The sequence below is a fragment of the Jeotgalicoccus nanhaiensis genome, assembly GCF_015235105.1.
Classification (GTDB): Bacteria; Bacillota; Bacilli; order Staphylococcales; family Salinicoccaceae; genus Jeotgalicoccus; species Jeotgalicoccus nanhaiensis.
This window is the reverse complement of the sequence record NZ_JADGLW010000006.1, coordinates 94582-111596: the sequence shown is the minus strand read 5'-3', so window position 1 is coordinate 111596 and position 17015 is coordinate 94582. Positions and strand designations below refer to the sequence as shown.

General features: G+C 40.2%; 16 protein-coding genes and 1 rRNA gene. 15 read left to right on the top strand and 2 right to left on the bottom strand.

The features are described 5' to 3' along the window. Window positions 1–11: 11 nt before the first annotated feature. From rrf to IR135_RS08950, 8 genes are all read left to right on the top strand, one after another. Window positions 12–126 (top strand): 5S ribosomal RNA (gene rrf / locus IR135_RS08985). A gap of 111 nt (window positions 127–237) precedes the next feature. After that, window positions 238–699 carry a tRNA (adenosine(37)-N6)-threonylcarbamoyltransferase complex ATPase subunit type 1 TsaE gene (gene tsaE, locus IR135_RS08980; RefSeq protein WP_135098720.1) on the top strand — a complete coding sequence of 154 codons (462 nt, stop codon included), beginning with the start codon at window positions 238–240 and terminating at the stop codon, window positions 697–699. Next, on the top strand, window positions 680–1321 hold the full coding sequence (gene tsaB / locus IR135_RS08975; protein WP_135098718.1) for a tRNA (adenosine(37)-N6)-threonylcarbamoyltransferase complex dimerization subunit type 1 TsaB: 642 nt from the start codon (window positions 680–682) through the stop codon (window positions 1319–1321). The genes tsaE and tsaB overlap by 20 nt, the downstream gene beginning before the upstream one ends. Before the next feature lie 8 nt (window positions 1322–1329). Further along, the gene (rimI, locus tag IR135_RS08970; RefSeq protein WP_135098732.1) at window positions 1330–1755 is read left to right on the top strand and encodes a ribosomal protein S18-alanine N-acetyltransferase; all 426 of its coding nucleotides are present in this window, start codon (window positions 1330–1332) and stop codon (window positions 1753–1755) included. After that, on the top strand, window positions 1748–2770 hold the full coding sequence (tsaD, locus tag IR135_RS08965; RefSeq protein WP_135098716.1) for a tRNA (adenosine(37)-N6)-threonylcarbamoyltransferase complex transferase subunit TsaD: 1023 nt from the start codon (window positions 1748–1750) through the stop codon (window positions 2768–2770). The genes rimI and tsaD overlap by 8 nt, the downstream gene beginning before the upstream one ends. A 270-nt stretch (window positions 2771–3040) precedes the next feature. Continuing rightward, window positions 3041–4498, top strand: a complete 1458-nt coding sequence (abc-f, locus tag IR135_RS08960) for a ribosomal protection-like ABC-F family protein (RefSeq protein WP_135098714.1) — start codon at window positions 3041–3043, stop codon at window positions 4496–4498. 114 nt (window positions 4499–4612) lie between these two features. Next, the gene (locus IR135_RS08955; RefSeq protein WP_135098712.1) at window positions 4613–5050 is read left to right on the top strand and encodes a VOC family protein; all 438 of its coding nucleotides are present in this window, start codon (window positions 4613–4615) and stop codon (window positions 5048–5050) included. 134 nt (window positions 5051–5184) lie between these two features. Then, window positions 5185–6027: an MBL fold metallo-hydrolase gene (locus tag IR135_RS08950; RefSeq protein WP_135098710.1), complete on the top strand. Its 843-nt coding sequence runs from the start codon at window positions 5185–5187 to the stop codon at window positions 6025–6027. A gap of 328 nt (window positions 6028–6355) precedes the next feature. On the opposite strand, the gene IR135_RS08945 is transcribed toward IR135_RS08950, so the two are convergent. Next, entirely contained in the window at window positions 6356–8272 is a 1917-nt protein-coding gene (locus tag IR135_RS08945; protein WP_135098708.1) for an ABC-F family ATP-binding cassette domain-containing protein, read from the bottom strand. A 126-nt stretch (window positions 8273–8398) separates the two neighbouring features. Here IR135_RS08945 and IR135_RS08940 point away from each other — a divergent pair, with 126 nt between their 5' ends. The 7 genes from IR135_RS08940 to IR135_RS08910 all read left to right on the top strand — a co-directional run bounded on the left by IR135_RS08940 (window position 8399) and on the right by IR135_RS08910 (window position 15066). Continuing rightward, a complete protein-coding gene (locus tag IR135_RS08940; protein WP_135098706.1) occupies window positions 8399–9031 on the top strand; it encodes a redox-sensing transcriptional repressor Rex in 633 nt (210 codons plus the stop codon). Between the two features lie 11 nt (window positions 9032–9042). Continuing rightward, window positions 9043–9303 carry a twin-arginine translocase TatA/TatE family subunit gene (locus IR135_RS08935; RefSeq protein WP_369891798.1) on the top strand — a complete coding sequence of 87 codons (261 nt, stop codon included), beginning with the start codon at window positions 9043–9045 and terminating at the stop codon, window positions 9301–9303. A 44-nt stretch (window positions 9304–9347) separates the two neighbouring features. Continuing rightward, a complete protein-coding gene (gene tatC, locus IR135_RS08930; RefSeq protein ID WP_135098704.1) occupies window positions 9348–10100 on the top strand; it encodes a twin-arginine translocase subunit TatC in 753 nt (250 codons plus the stop codon). Window positions 10101–10121: 21 nt separating this feature from the next. Beyond that, window positions 10122–11582: a glycoside hydrolase family 32 protein gene (locus tag IR135_RS08925; RefSeq protein WP_135098703.1), complete on the top strand. Its 1461-nt coding sequence runs from the start codon at window positions 10122–10124 to the stop codon at window positions 11580–11582. A gap of 127 nt (window positions 11583–11709) precedes the next feature. After that, window positions 11710–12546: a MurR/RpiR family transcriptional regulator gene (locus IR135_RS08920; protein ID WP_135098701.1), complete on the top strand. Its 837-nt coding sequence runs from the start codon at window positions 11710–11712 to the stop codon at window positions 12544–12546. A gap of 152 nt (window positions 12547–12698) precedes the next feature. Continuing rightward, on the top strand, window positions 12699–13832 hold the full coding sequence (locus tag IR135_RS08915) for an LPXTG cell wall anchor domain-containing protein (protein WP_135098699.1): 1134 nt from the start codon (window positions 12699–12701) through the stop codon (window positions 13830–13832). 178 nt (window positions 13833–14010) lie between these two features. Beyond that, window positions 14011–15066, top strand: coding sequence for a tartrate dehydrogenase (locus tag IR135_RS08910; RefSeq protein ID WP_135098697.1), 1056 nt, complete (start codon window positions 14011–14013; stop codon window positions 15064–15066). Window positions 15067–15209: 143 nt separating this feature from the next. Here IR135_RS08910 and IR135_RS08905 read toward each other — a convergent pair whose 3' ends face one another. Further along, window positions 15210–16910 carry a M3 family oligoendopeptidase gene (locus IR135_RS08905; RefSeq protein ID WP_135098695.1) on the bottom strand — a complete coding sequence of 567 codons (1701 nt, stop codon included), beginning with the start codon at window positions 16908–16910 and terminating at the stop codon, window positions 15210–15212. Between the last annotated feature and the right edge of the window lie 105 nt (window positions 16911–17015).

The window sequence follows — 17015 nt, the reverse complement described above, 5'->3', positions numbered from 1 at the left end:
ACATTCAATAGTCTGGCGGCGATGGCGGAGAGGCCACACCTGTTCCCATGTCGAACACAGCAGTTAAGCTCTCCAGCGCCGATGGTAGTTGGACTGACGTCCCGCAAGAGTAGGACGCTGCCAGGCTGTACATAACATATTCAATATATGGATGCGATGAGCCGCATTGAGACCTTTATAGGTCTCTTTTTTTGTATTATAATAGATTAATATATTATTTATTGAAGGAGTACCAGCATGTATACTTTAAAATTAAATTCACTGGCAGATACTGAACGGCTGGCTGAAATATTTGCACGTGAAATTTCCGGCGGTACTGTTATTCTTCTATCAGGGGATCTCGGCAGCGGTAAAACGGCATTTTCTCAGTTTTTAGGTAAATATTTAGGTGTGAAAAGACATATGACATCTCCGACCTTTAATATTATAAAATCATATAATGCGGATGTTAAACTTCATCATATGGATTGTTACCGTTTAGAAGATTCAGAAGAAGATTTAGGATTTGAAGAATATTTTAACGATACAGATATTGCGCTTGTAGAATGGCCGCAGTTCATAGCTGAATTTTTACCTGAAAATACAATAAGTATTAATATTAAGTACGAAAGTGAAAACGGACGCCTGGTTACTATTGAAGCAACAGGAGATAGCAATATTAAAATTGCGGAGGATGTTTATGATAAGTTTACTGCTTGATACAAGCAACCAGGCTTTATCGGTTGCGGTAAACCGCAATGGTAAAATGGCTGCAGAAATCAATACAAATTATAGGAAAACCCACTCTGAAACATTGGTGGATAATATACAAAAAGTGCTTGAAATTGCTGATATTAAAAAGTCCAGTATAGACAGAATAATCGTCGCAAAAGGGCCGGGCTCTTATACCGGAGTACGCATCGGTATTACTGTGGCTAAAATGCTCGGAAAGCAGCTGGACATCCCTGTATACTCAGTATCATCATTATTTGTACTTGCTGTATCGAATCATATCAGAGGTAATGCCGTGCCTCTTATCGATGCGAGAAGAGGATATGTATACGGTGCAATGTATAACATTCAGGAAGATGATTACACTGAAGTGATAGCTCCTCAGTATATTGAATTCAGTACTTTATCTGCTGAAATTGACGAAGCTGTTTATTTATTAAACAGTGAAGAAAAAATCACTATTGATATCGATGAATATACTCATGTGACACCGCGTATATCAGAGACAGAACGATATGAAAAAGCATTAAAACTTGAAGATGCTGATCAGCTGACACCTGATTATCTGCGTATCTCGGAGGCGGAAAGAAATTGGCAGGACAACCAGTAATAAGAGAAATGAAAATTGAAGATTTAAATGCGGTGTACGCAATAGAAATCGAAGCATTTAAAAATTCAACATGGACGATGGAAGCTTATACGAGAGAACTGGTAATGAATAAATTTGCTCATTATTTTGTTATGGAGCTGGATGGTGAAATCATCGGTTATACAGGTATATGGCTTGTAGTGGATCAATGTCAGATTACTACTGTCGCAGTTGCCAAAAAAATGCGCGGTAAAGGCTACAGCCATGTACTTATTCAGCATATTAAAGACTATGTAAAACCTCAGGCTGACATAGTCTCTCTGGAAGTCAGGGTCGATAATACACCGGCAATGAGATTGTATGAAAGGAACGGCTTTAAATACGGCGGCGTACGTAAAAATTATTATGGAGAAGGACTTGATGCACACGTGATGTGGGTGAATCTTAATGAGTAAGGATATTACAATACTGGCAATAGAAACGAGCTGTGATGAGACTGCAGCAAGCGTTATTATGAATGGCAGTAAGATTTTATCAAATGTAGTAGTAAGCCAGATAGAAAGTCATAAGCGATTTGGAGGGGTAGTGCCGGAAGTTGCATCACGTCATCACGTAGAAGCAATTACACAGGTTATAGAACAGGCTTTAAAAGATGCTGAACTCGAGCCTTCGGATTTAACAGCTGTGGCCGTTACAGAAGGTCCTGGTCTGATAGGCGCACTCCTTATCGGCATCAACGCAGCAAAAACATTTGCTTTCGTTCATGACTTACCGCTGATTCCTGTTCATCATATAGCAGGGCATATTTACGCAGCACAGCTGGAAAAACCATTGGAATTTCCGCTCATTTCACTTGTAGTCTCAGGCGGTCATACAGAGCTGATATATATGAAAGATCATATGTCGTTTGAAATTATCGGTGAAACGAGAGATGACGCTGTTGGAGAAGCTTTCGATAAAGTGGCAAGGGTGATTGATCTGCCTTATCCGGGAGGTCCGCATATCGATAAGCTGGCACAGAGCGGAAAAGACACTTTTAATTTCCCGAGAGGGTTAATGAAAGAAGAAACATTTGATTTCAGCTTCTCAGGCTTAAAATCAGCAGTGATTAATAAACTTCATAATTGTAAGCAAAAAGGAATTGAAGTAAATAAAAGTGATGTCGCAGCAAGCTTTCAGGCAAGTGTTACCGATGTACTGACAGCAAAAACATTTGCTGCCTTGGAAAAATATGATGTCAAAAATCTGATTATTGCAGGCGGGGTTGCAGGAAACAGCGAATTGCGCAGCAGATTTACGTCTATGTGCAATGACAAATATATTAATCTTCAAATACCTGAACTGAAGTTCTGTACAGATAATGCTGCTATGATCGGTGCAGCGGCCTATCACTTGTATGAAAAAAATCACTTAGCAGATTTAACACTTAATGGACGAAACTTTATCGATATAGAAGAGTATGCTTTTTAACTTAGAGTAAAATGGTATATTTTCACTTTTAATTGTGGTATAATGTTAATAATTAATTTAAGGAGGACATGTCATGATACCGCGTATTTGGAACACACTTTTGAATCTATAATTTAATAAAAAATTCAAAAGTCTTGTTCAAACTATATTTATACACGGGATTAGTATGTCCTTTTTTAAAATAAAAATGTACGTTTGAGACAGCACAGGACTGTCTCTTTTTTTGTGCAGAAATATAGTTTGCAGACTCGAACAGGAGTGCAAATTATAATGAATGAATTAAGTATAAAATTAAATAATATATCAGTTGCTTTCGGCAATAAAGATATTTTTGACATAGCAAATCTGCAAGCTTATATTAATGACCGGATTGCAATTGTCGGCCGCAACGGATCGGGTAAATCGACCTTGCTTAAAATAATTGCCGGAGAATTTACAGAGTATGCGGGAGAAGTTCAAAGAGAAACAGAATTTAATTATTTAAGCCAGATGGGAAGCTCTGACCAGAACATTGGGGGGACCCTCGATTTTGAAATGCTCAGCCGCATGAATGTTCCGGATAATGATAATTTGAGCGGCGGAGAAGAAACAAAATACAGACTGGTGCAGACGCTGTCGGATTATAAGACTGGTTTGCTGCTCGATGAACCGACGACACATCTCGATTATGAAAGCATTGAGTATTTAATAGAAGAACTCAAATACTATTACGGCACCTTAATTTTTGTCAGTCACGATAGACACTTCATTAACAGTCTGGCGACTAAGATATGGGAAGTGTCAGATGGTAATGTAACTGAGTATAACGGTAATTATGATGATTATGAAGAAGCCAAAAATAAAGAAAAACTGACACTTGAACGTGAACACGAAAATATATTAAAAGAAAAAGAACGTCTGAACAAAGCGATCAGCAAACAAAAAGAAAAGGCGGAAAAAATGACAGCAGCCGGTAAAAATAAAAGCGGAGATATAAAGCCGGACCGCCTGTCGAGTTCCAAGCAGAAAGACACAGTGCAGAAACAGGCATTTAAAGCAGCTAAAGCGATGGAGAGCCGGATGGAGCAGCTGCAAGAAACTGAACGTCCGGTTCATGAAGCTTCACTGGAGTTTCCGATGTCAAAAGCGATGGAACTTCATAATAAGTTTCCGATAATGGGGCAGGATGTCACTGTTGAACGCGACGGGAATATTCTTTTAGATAAGGTGAGCTTCCAATTTCCGCAGGGAGAAACAATCGCAATCACAGGCAGGAACGGCAGCGGAAAATCGAGCCTACTTACTGATATAATCGAAGGCGGAAATAATTTTGATATTTCACCGAAAGTTGTAATTGAACAGTACAATCAAATGGATTATAAGTTGTTTGGTGGAGAATCAGCCGTGCAGTTTTTAAAGCGTCATTCAGAAATGAACGAATCCCTTATAAGAAGTATGCTGGTCAATTTAGGCTTTTCACCTGACGAAGTCATGAAGCCGGTTAATAAGTTAAGCGGTGGGGAAGCGACGAGAGTATCATTGGCATTAATGTTTGTTAAACCTTCAAATGTAATCATTCTGGATGAACCGACGAACTTTATCGATTTAATGACGATAGAGGCACTTGAAAAATTTATAAAAGCGTATCAGGGGACTATTATTTTAATCTCGCATGACCATCAGTTTGTCAGCCGGACAGCAGATCGGGTTTATAAAATCGAGGATATGAAGTTACATCGGACTAAGTAATATTTATAAATTAGAGAATATGTATTCAGAAATGTATGACATATAATATTATTTATTTATTGGGCTGGGGTGTATAATGTAAATGCAATTAATCTGAAGAATAGAGGTGGAAAGATGATTAAAGCTGTACAATACTTTAACTTTTCCAATGCACTTGAGGCCCTCGAATTTTACGAAAAGAATTTTGATGCAGTCATTAACTCAAAATCACTCGCGACCGATCCGATGTTTGCTGATGCTCTGGATGAAATGGGTATGTCGAAAGAAGATGCAGAAACTTTTGTGATGAATGCGGAGTTTGAAGTGCTTGGACAAAAATTTATGGCGAGCTCTACGGGGGGACATAAGGAAATTGACAACGCGGGTGCAGCTGCTGCATTTACGTTCGATATTAATAATTCAGATGAACTGGAGCAGGTAAAATCCTTTTACAGTAAAGCAATCGAAGCAGGATGCCGTGCAGATATGGAAGCGGGACCGACAGAGTGGACGGAGTATTTTGCGAGTTTTAAAGATCCGTACGGTGTATCGTGGATGATCAGCGGAGAATAGAAAGATGAAAAGCACTGCAGAATCTTCATTATGAGATTCTGCAGTGTTTTTGTTTAATCTTAGAGATGATTAGCTGAGCCTCATCCGGGTACTTATAAATAAGTACAATAATCAGTTGAAATGAGGTTTTATAAATGGCTGAAAGTATGCATTACGGAGATGATTATAAATATCTGCCGGTAACGTCTAAAGAGAACGGCAAAGGTGTTGAAGTACTTCCCGATTTATATCAATATACAGTACAGATTGTCAACGTAGTATTTTACGGCAGACCGGATGATGGTGATTTTGTATTAATAGATGCCGGCATGCCGAAATCTTCAAAGAAAATTATCGAAGCGGCTAAGGAACGATTTGGAGAGAACAGTAAACCGAAAGCGATTATTTTAACGCATGGACATTTTGATCATGTCGGTGCAGTAATAGAGCTTTCTGAACACTGGGATGTGCCTGTCTATGCGCACAAATTAGAGCTGCCGTATCTTAACGGCATGAAAGATTATCAGGCTCCGGATCCTTTAGTGGACGGAGGAATGGTGGCGAAAATGTCTCCTATGTTCCCGCACACAGGCATCGATATAACAGAACGGCTTCATGAACTGCCGGCAGATGGCAGTGTACCGTATATGCCCGATTTTGAATGGGTTCACACACCGGGACATGCTGAGGGACACGTCTCCTTATACCGTGAAAAAGATAAGGCACTGATTGCAGGAGATGCCTTTATTACGGTGAAACAGGATTCACTGTATAATGTCCTGACCCAGGAGAAGAATATTTACGGGCCTCCGAGATATTTTACAACTGACTGGGTGGCAGCCCGAGCTTCTGTCGAAAAACTTGCATCAGTCAAGCCAGAAATTGCGATTACCGGGCATGGACAGCCGATGACTGGTAATGAACTTGCTGAGGCACTGGATAAACTGGTAAATAATTTTGACGAAATCGCAAAACCTGACTCCGGAAAATATATATAGAATAAAAAAAACATCGCACTTGACCAAGGAAGGTCAAGTGCGATGTTTTTTGCATTTATTAATTCGAACGTACATTCAGTTAATATTACGTTTGATGCGATGTCTGTTCTGTCAATACGGAACGTACGTTTTGTCCACAATTTGTGGATAAATTGTTGGTAACTTATCCAGAACTGTGTACTATTCTGTGGATAAGTGTGTTGATAACTATGAAATCTGTGGATAAATGGTGTGGAAGACAATTATAACGGCATTTCTTCTGTGAATAACTTTTTATGATGAATTTTATTTTTTCATCGAACATACAGTAAATTTCCGGTAAAATACTTTAAAGTTCAGCCAGTAATTCTTCGGCTTCTGTCCATTCAGCCATCAGCTCTTCGAGTTTTTGATTAATTTCCTGAAGTCTGTCATTTAATTCCTGTGCTTTCTCATAGTCATTAAAAACTTCCGGTGCAACCAGTTTATCTTCAATCATCGTTAATTCAGTTTCCAGTGTCTGTATTTCCTGTTCAAGCTTTTCACTCTGTTTTTTAACCTTTTTCAGCTCGTTACGCCGCTGTTTCTGAGCTTCATAGTCAGAAATATTTTCTTTTTTCTCCGTTGCTGTTTCGGCCGGCACTTCCATAAACTCAGCTTCTTTTTTCTTATGCAGGAAGTAGCTGTAGTCCCCGTCGACCATCATGATTTTATGCGGCTCAATTTCCATGACCCGCGTCGCAATTTTATCGATAAAGTAGCGGTCGTGAGAGACGACAATAATAGTTCCCGGGAAGTTTTCCAGTGCTGTCTCCAGAACTTCTTTGCTGTCGATATCCAAATGGTTGGTCGGCTCATCGAGAATAAGCAGATTATTTTCTTCAAGCATCAGTTTAGCAAGCTGTATTCTCGCTTTTTCTCCGCCGCTCAAAGAGTTGACCTGTTTTAAAACTTCATCCTGGGTAAACAGGAAGCGGCCGAGTATTTTTCTGACATCGCTCTCTTTCATATGCGGATATTCTTTCCACAGTTCTTCAAGAACATTATTCTGAGACATAAATTCAGCCTGTTTCTGATCGTAATAGCCGATTGTGACATTTGTACCGTATTGAATACTGCCGGACAAGGCCGGAATGATTTTAGCAATTGTTTTAGCGAGTGTGGATTTACCGATACCGTTCGGACCTAAAATAGCGAGACGTTCTCCTTTGTCCACATTAAATGATAAGTTGCTGCGGAGCACTGTATCATCGTAGCCGATGGCAAGCTCCTTCAGTCTGAGAACGTCGTTGCCGCTTTCCCGTTTAATTGTAAAGTGAAAATCCGCGCTCGAACGGTCTATAAAAGGTTTATCCATGCGGTCCATCATTTCAAGTTTTTTGCGGCGGTCTTTAGCCATGCCGGAAGTCGATGCCCGGGTAATATTTTTTTCGATAAATGTCTCAAGTCTCTTAACTTCGCTCTGCTCGCGTTCATACTGTTTCATTCTGAGACGGTATGTTTTTTCTTTCTCTTTCACGTAATTTGTGTAATTCGTATGATAAAGCGTACCGCGATGTAATTCAATTTCATAGATTTTATCGACTGTGCGGTCGAGGAAATAACGGTCGTGACTGATAATTACGACTGCACCTTCATAACTCTTCAAATACTGTTCCAGCCATTCAACAGTCGCCATATCAAGGTGGTTGGTCGGCTCATCCAGAAGCAGCAGGTCAGGCTTGGTCAGCAGCATCTTGCCGAGTGCGAGACGTGTTTTCTGTCCGCCGGAAAATTCTTCGACCCTGCGTCCGAGATCAGCTTCTGTAAACTGCAGACCCGTCAGAACACTTTTAATCTGGGCATCGATTGTATAGCCGTCATTGTGTTCAAAACTGAGCTGTATATTTTCATAGCGTTTAAGTTTTTCATCATAGTCTCTGTGTGTATGCTCATGTTCAGCCAGCCAGGCAGCAATTTCCGCCATATCGTCATTCATTTTCAGAATATGCGAGAACGGCTTCTGCATTTCATCTCTGACAGTGTCTTCGGATTCGAGAGTCATCTGCTGGGCAAGATAACCGAGCGAAACATTTTTCGGCATGCTGATTGTGCCGCTGTCATATGTGAGTTCATCCGCCATGATTTTCATTAAAGTACTTTTGCCTGCACCGTTTTTTCCGACGATGCCGAGCGTTTCTCCCGATTTTACTTCGAGATCCAGATTTTCGAAAATTGTATTTGTTCCGTATGCCTTTGAGACATTACCCAATTGTAAAAGTATCATTATTGCCTACCTCATTTCACTCTCCAGTTTACACGAAAAAACGGCATAATTCGACCAGATAAACCGGTGTCAGCCCATATATATTATGTTATAATGGAGCGACTAGAAATATAGAGGTGAAAGGGAATGTCTAACAAGAAAAAAATCCCTAATGCAACTATGAAACGTCTACCGCTTTATTATCGTTACTTCAAACAAGAAGAGAATAATGGTAATGATAGAGTTTCTTCGAAAGAAATTAGTGAAGCATTAGACATTGACTCCGCGACTATCCGCAGGGACTTTTCTTATTTTGGAGAATTAGGCAGAAAAGGCTACGGATATAATGTCGGCAGCCTGCTGAAGTTTTTCCTGGAGCATATCCAGGGCAGCAATGTAAAAAATGTAATTCTTCTCGGTGCAGGTAATCTCGGCAGTGCGTTATTGAACTACAAATTTGCAAACATTCATGATAAAATGAATGTAGTTGGCGCTTTTGACAGCAATGAATCACTAATTGGAAATGCGATTAACGGTATCAATATTTTTCATACAGATGATTTAGAGACAATCATACAGCAGGAAAACGTTGAAGTCGCAATTATGACTGTGCCGATCGAAGCTGGACAAAAGTCAGCCGAACGTTTAGAAAAAGCAGGGATTAAAGGCATTCTTAACTTTACACCTATCCGGCTGAGCACTGGTCCTGATGTGACTGTACACAGTATTGACTTAGGCGTAGAGCTGCAGGCACTATTTTTCCAGATGAAAAATAAATAGGAGGGGTATTCATGATAGAAGTTCTTTTACCAAATACATTAATGGCGGTTACTCCAGTAAGTTTAATCGTTATTGCAGTTGTGGCACTTATCATTTTCGGACCTAAAAAACTTCCGCAATTCGGTAAAGCAGTAGGTTCTACGTTGAAAGAATTTAAAGATGCTACTAAAGGTCTTGCTGACGACGATGACGACGATGATAACAGAACGAACAGAAAATCAGACAGCGAAGCTAAAAAAGAAGAACCTAAAAAAATTGAATCAGAAGCATAATTGAGAGGGTGGCGAAAGCCGCCTTTTTTTAAAGAGGTGATTAAATGGCCGATGAGGAAAAAGAGTTTACCGAACATTTTGAAGAGCTGAGAAAACGGTTATTAACAGTGATGTACTTTTTTGTTGCCGCGCTGTTTGTTGGTTTTTATTTTTCCAAGCCGTTAATCTATCAGCTGCAAAATGCTCCCTGGACAGAAAATGTTCAAATGCATGCTTTCCAGGTAACAGATCCGCTTAAAATTTATTTAATTGTTATTGTAGCTATAGCATTTATTATTATTTTACCGGTAATTTTATACCAGCTGTGGTCATTTATTACGCCGGGACTTTATGAGAAAGAGCGTAAAATTACTTTGCTGTATATACCGGTAGTTATGATCTTAATGCTGATTGGTATAGCATTCGGCTACTTTATAGTTGTACCGTATATTATTAAGTTTACATTTGATTTATCAGTTGAAATGGGAATTGAAGCGACGATTGGAATAAACCAGTATTTCGGCTTCCTGTTCAGAACGATATTGCCGTTCGGATTTATTTTCCAGATGCCGGTACTGACACTGTTCTTAACACAGCTTGGTATTATTACGCCGATGTTCCTGAAGAAAAACAGAAAATACGCATATTTTATAATGTTTGTGCTGGCTGCAATTATTGCGCCGCCGGATATTATGACCCATCTGCTGCTTACAGTACCGATGATTATTCTATATGAAATCAGTATTCATATTTCAAAAATCGGCTACCGCAGATATTTAAAAGCAGAACAGCAGCAGCTGGAAGACGAACTGCAATAAAATGGGAGGTACCGGACAGATATGCCAAAAAAACTTGAAGAAATTTCGCGTGCAGAAATAGACGATTTGATACAAGCAGCTGAAGATTCGAAGTGGAAACAGGTATATCATGTTCAGCCGCCCTTTGGATTTTTAGGTGCGCCGACAGGGTTTAACTATATCAACGGTATATACCATTTGTTTTATGAGTGGTCGTCGGACAGCAGTTTAACAGAAACGCCCGACAGTAAATACATATATCACGCAACGTCAAAGGATCTTGTAACCTTTCGGAGTGAGGGCGTAAAAGTAAGGCCCGATTCGCTGTACGATTCCGCAAATATATTCGGCGGAAGTCTATCCAAGGTTTTTAATGAAATCAGTTATTTCTATACGGGAGAACGTCTGAAAAGCGATGAGCTGATAACTGCCCAGCTCGGCGGTTATATGAATACTGACGGCAAAATCCAGAAATATGCATCTCCGCTGGTCAGGAATAATGCGCCCGGCTACACTGAATATTTCCGCAATCCTTACGTTACTGTAATTGACAGGGAAGTAGTGATGTTCATCGGAACAATGAACAGGGAAGAATTTGGACGGGTACTTATCTACCGCGGTCCATCAGTAGAAAACTTGAAATTCGACGGCGAGCTCGACACGGGCTATAAAGTATTCGGCCACTTGTGGGAGCAGCCGGAATTTTTCGATTTGGATATGGATTCAGTATTTATCTTTAATGTCAGAGGACTCGATAAATTCGATACGCATTTCTGGAATATATATCAGTCAGGCTATATGATCGGAGACTTTGAACGCCGGGGAAATTATTTCATCCACGATGAATTTTATGAATTTGACGGCGGTTTTGATTTTTACCGTCCTGCAACAGCAGTGGATGAAGACGGCAACAGAGTGCTGATTGCGTGGATGGCGGCAGAAGAGAGCGCCTATCCTTTGGCAGCTGAAGGAACACTCAATGCAATGACCATCCCGCGAATACTGAGCATAGACGAAGACAGAATCAGGCAGCTGCCTCACCCGAACCTTGAAAAAATGCGGGGAGAAGCAATCACAGCGGAAGGATACTTTAGAGAGTACCCGACAAAACTGACAGCATTTTACGGTGAGGTCTATGAACTGATTATCGATATACTGGAAAACAATGCATCGACCCTGCATATATATATGCGCAAGAATACACGTCATGAAACTAAGCTCGTATACGACAGTGAGCAGCGGATTTTAACTCTGGACAGAACATTCAGCGGTGAAGAAATCCAGAATGTAGACGGTCTGAAGAGACGGATTAAGCTGGAAGAAAATCTTCAGAATCTGAGGATTTATATGGATCGTTCGAGTATAGAAGTGTTTATCAATGACGGAAAATACACGATGACGGCAAGAATTTTCCCGAGCGATAAGGCTGAAGGATTGGAAATGGTGACTGAATTTGGCGACTGCAGAGTGCAGCTGACCCAGTATCCGCTTGAAGTTAAATAAAGAGAAAAATTAGATAGTTTTAAAAAACAAAAGAATAAACTGTAACAATATATTGCGAGAAGTGATATAATTACACCATATTATGCAGAACAAGTGTCAACACAACAGTAAAAAGAGGTGGTTAATTATGTTTTCTGTACTTAGTCAGATTAATAAACGGCTGGAATATATGACGCCGGTCGAACAGCGTATCGCAAATTTTATGCTGGAGAACCCAAATAAAGTAATCAATATGCCTGTCAAAGAAATTGCCAGACATTCATCGACAAGTGATGCTGCGATTGTGCGGTTTGCTAAAAGAATAGGCCTGCAGGGAATTAAAGAATTAAAAGTGGAACTTGCAAAAGAACTGCACACGCTTGAGCAGGAAAAGATTTCATGTGTCATTGAACTGGAAGAAGATACCCATGCGGATATTTTTGATAAGGTATTTAAAAATACTATACAGGCATTGTATAATACTGAAAAAATTGTCAATCGGAAACGCATGCAGGAAGCGGCCGAGCATATTACCAAAGCGGATAATACATTTATCTTTGGAGTAGGAGACTCGGCAAATGTCGGACATGATATGGAGCAGAAATTACACCGTGTAAATATTAATGCTTTCTTTACTGCTGATAAATATTTATGTATGACACGTTTGACTAATGCGAAACCGGATGATGTTCTGTTTGTAATTACTTTATCGGGTAAAACACAGGAAGTCATAGAAATCGTTAAACTCGCTAAAAAATTAGGTGTCATGACGATTATTTTAACGCAGAATCATTCTTCAATTGCGAAAAGAAACTCGGACATTGCGATTGAAATTACCGAAGAAGAAACGAATATTCAGTATATGAATATGACGAGCCGGATTGCACAGCTGATTATTTGCGACGTGCTGTTTTTCTATGTCTGCAAAGAACTGGGTTCAAGCGCCTATCAGACGATTATTAATACCTACGATATGACGCACTAGTAAAATTACATAATAATACGCGAATATTAAGGTTCTGTAACAACTTTGATATTGTATAGAAAAGCCATCTGGCATCAACTATAATTAATTGTACATTAATGTGAGTAACGCTAAAATGTATAATTTATTTCAGGATGCGTGGAGGGGAAAATATGCAAAAATCAAAAAGAACTAAAATGAAATTAGCATCTGTATTGCTGCTGACGACTGTACTAATCCCTAACATTGCTTATGCTGACGAAGAGATAGATGAGAGTACGGAAACCGAAACTGTGACAGAATCGGCGGAAGTTCAGGAAGCACAAGAAACAGAGTCAACAGAAGAAACGCAGGAAACATTTAATGAAGAAGCGGCATCGGATATAAATAATAATGATATAGAAACGAATACAGAGAATGCTGAAGAATCGGTAGATAACAGCGGCGGCAGTAATGAAGAAACTGAGGCACCTATCCTCCAGCCGGCTGAACCTGATGAACAGACGGATCATACCGAAGGAACGGATGAAGCAGAAAATACACCTGAAAATTCGGGAGAACAAGCTGAGGGGGAAGAAGAGACCCCTGAAGCGGAAATGCCTGAGAGCAATGAAGACGCTGAATCAGAGGATAATATCACTGCAGGACCAGGTAACAGCAACGAATCTGATGAACAGAATAACCCGGATGAAAACACAGGAACTTCTGAACTGCCGACAGATCCGATAGAACCTGTTGAACCGGAAGAACCGGCAGAAACTGAAACACCAGAACAGCCTGATGTTGAAGACAGTGCAGAAGAAGACGGTGAAAGTGAAAGTAATGACGCTGCATCAGAACAGCCGTCAGACGTAACAGAAGAACCGGAGAGCACTATTGAAACTGAAGGGAATATTACACCGGAAAGTTCAGAATCCGAAACAGAAACACCTGAAGAAGTAACAGTCTCTGAAGAAAATGCCGGTGCTGTGGGAACAGAATCGAAAAAATTATATCGCTATGACTATGGTGATATTTTAGACGGTATTACTTTCAGTGAAGAAAGCCTTCAGGACGATATATCTACATTGGATCAAAGAGTGACACGCGTAATGTCTTCTAAAATTATCGAAGAGAAAAACTTAACTGAAGTGCAGAAACTTGAGCTTGAACAGAAAGTGAAAGCAGAACAGACAAGCTCGTATGAAGGTGAAGAACTGCCGAATACGGGTGAAGCGGAATCGACTAACTATGCGGCTGCAGGGTTATTATCGATATTCGGAGCAGCATTATTATTTATGAGCAAGAAATTAAAAACAGATAATTAATAGATTTTGATATCTATAAAGTGGAGAACCAGAGGGGAATATCTGGTTCTTTTTTTATATAAAATAGAGGTTACAACGTATTTTCGTTGTAACCTCTATTTTGTATTCAATGGTATACTATTTTTATCAGCATTATTCAATATTCTGAAATTACATACATAAACATCGGGGTGAAGGAATGAAAACATTAAATATCGCATCTATTCCAGGGGACGGTGTCGGCAAGGAGATTATGCCAGAAGCGATTCGCGTCTTGGAAAAAGTTGCACAGGTTCACGGTGGGCTGCAGTTTAAATTCGAAGAGTTTCCTTACAGCTGTGATTACTATTTAAAACATGGAGCAATGATGCCGGAGGATGGCATGGACAGGCTCAGCCAGTTCGACAGCGTATTTTTAGGTGCTGTCGGCGATGCGTCGAAAGTGCCGGATCACATTTCACTATGGGGTCTGCTGCTTAAAATCCGTCAGGAGTTCCAGCAGGAGATAAACATCCGTCCAGCTAAGCTGTTGAAAGGTATTAATTCTAAACTTGCTGATCCTAAAGACTTTGATATCGTCGTTGTCAGAGAGAACAGTGAAGGGGAGTACAGTTCAATCGGCGGACGTATTTTCCACGATGATAACGAGATTGCGATTCAGAACAACGTCTTCTCAAAGCGTGCGACGAAGCAGGCAATGAATATCGCATTTGATCTTGCATCGAAGCGGAAAGGTCTTGTGACAAGTGCCACTAAATCCAATGGTATTTTTCACGCCATGCCTTTCTGGGATGAAATTTTTGAAGAGATTTCAGCGAAGCATCCAAATATTAAATCAGGGTCCAAACATATCGATGCTTTGGCCGCATATTTTATAACACATCCGCACGAGCTTGATGTAGTTGTCGGCAGTAACTTATTCGGCGATATTTTATCCGACGTTGGTGCTGCCATAATGGGCAGTATTGGTGTTGCACCTTCAGCAAACTTAAACTTGAACGGCAAGTACCCGTCGATGTTCGAACCTGTCCACGGTTCGGCACCGGATATTGTCGGTAAAGGTATCGCCAACCCGATTGGACAAATCTGGACTGCGAAAATGCTGCTGGAATTTAACGGCGAAGCAAATATAGCAGAACATTTATTGAAGGTCATCGAAGCTGTTACAGCTGACGGTTATCAAACACCGGATCTCGGCGGTAAATATAAGATGACTGAAGTGACAGATGAGATTATTAACAGACTAGGTCAATAATTAGTTTTATACTCGCATAAAATGAAAAAATTTATGCGGGTATATTTTTTCATTTTAGTCACGTATACATAATTCTTGCTCATATCAATGAAACACCACAAAAAAACAGGATCAGCCCAGCTAATCCTGTTTTTTTATGCTTTTTACAGTTTTTTATCATCAATTGAATTCAAGTATTCATGCACTTCATCGATAACTGTTTCGAGTGAACCTTCCTCAAACGGAGATTTCAGGTTAGCAAGCTCTACCAGCGAGTTGAACGGCAGTGAGCCGCCGACTTTACATAAGGCGAGATAATCAGCCCAAGCGCCGTCAAAGTCTTCTTTCGCCCGTTTCCAGAACTGCAGCGCGCACACTTGTGCAAGCGTGTAGTCAATATAGTAAAACGGTGCGCCGAATATATGTCCCTGTTTATGCCAGAACGAACCGCTTTCCAATGGTTCAATTCCATCATAGTCAGTATGCGGTAAATATTTTTCTTCGATTTTTTTCCATTCTCCGCGTCTCTCTTCAGGTGTCAGTTCAGGGTTTTCGTAAACAACATGCTGGAATTCATCAACTGCTACACCGTAAGGCAGGAAGGAAATCGAATCCGCCATATGAGAGAACTTGAATTTATCCGTATCTTCCTTAAAGAACATTTCCATCCACGGATAGGTAAAGAATTCCATACTCATCGAATGGATTTCTGCCGATTCCAGGGTCGGGAAGGCATATTCCGGCACTGTCAGATGACGTGACATATACGTTTGGAAGGCGTGTCCCGCTTCATGGGTCAGCACTTCCACATCACCCTGAGTTCCATTGAAGTTCGAGAAGATAAACGGCGCTTTATAATCTGCAATCATCGTACAGTAGCCGCCGCCTTCTTTCCCTTTTTTAGCTTCCACATCAAACAGATCGCGTTCGGTCATGAATGTATAAAATTCATTTGTTTCAGGTGACAGTTCCTTATACATCTCAGCGCCATTTTTCATAATATCTTTCGTTTTGCCTTTTGGTACGGCATTACCCGTAATGAATTCAAAGTTTCCATCATAGCTTTTCAGAGAATCGAGACCGATACGTTCAGCCTGCCGTTTTTTCAGTTCGCTTACGATTGGCACTACATACTCTTCAACCTGTTTTCTGAACTTTTCAACCATTTTACGGTCGTAATCGATACGGTTCATACGGATATAACCGAGTTCTACAAAGTCTTTGTAACCAAGCGATGTTGCGATTTCATGTCTCGTTTTTACAAGTTCATCGTAAATATTATCGATTTCTTCAAGGTGTTCTCCCATAAAGCCCTGAACAGCAAGCACCGCATCTTTTCTGACAGAGCGGTCGGGATCCTGAGTATACGGTGTGAATTCTGACAGGTTTAATTTCTTGCCGTCAAATTCAATTTCAGCTGATGCAAGGAGTTTATCGTACTGAGTGGCCAGTTTATTTTCTTTTTGAAGCAGTGTTTTGACTGAAGGGTCAAATGTTTTTAAAGCATTATCCGACAGTTTGAAAAGCTGCTCCCCAAAACGCGCTTCCAAATCATCGCGGAATTTACTTGTCGTAATAGCTTTACGGTAGCGGTTGGTAATTTCAGTGAAGGAAGGATCATTTTCATCGAAATAGTCGCGTTCTGCATCGTAGAACTTATCACGTGTATCAATCGATGAACGGATAGACGCGAGTGTCGCCATCGTATCGAGATGATTAAATTCAGTGTTCAGCTTATCGAGCACAGTGACCTGTGCATCTGCAGAATCTGCAGCATCAAATTCTTGCAGCAGCGAATCTACAGTTTTCTCAAATTGTTCTAAATCCGGACGTTCATATTTAAAATCTTCGAACTTTGTTACCATACTAAAATTCCCCCTTAATGGTCTTAATCAGTATTTTAGCATAAGGAGTAAAAAGTCTGTTATAAATATGGTAGTGTGTATAGTAATAATTTGCTGAAATTGGGG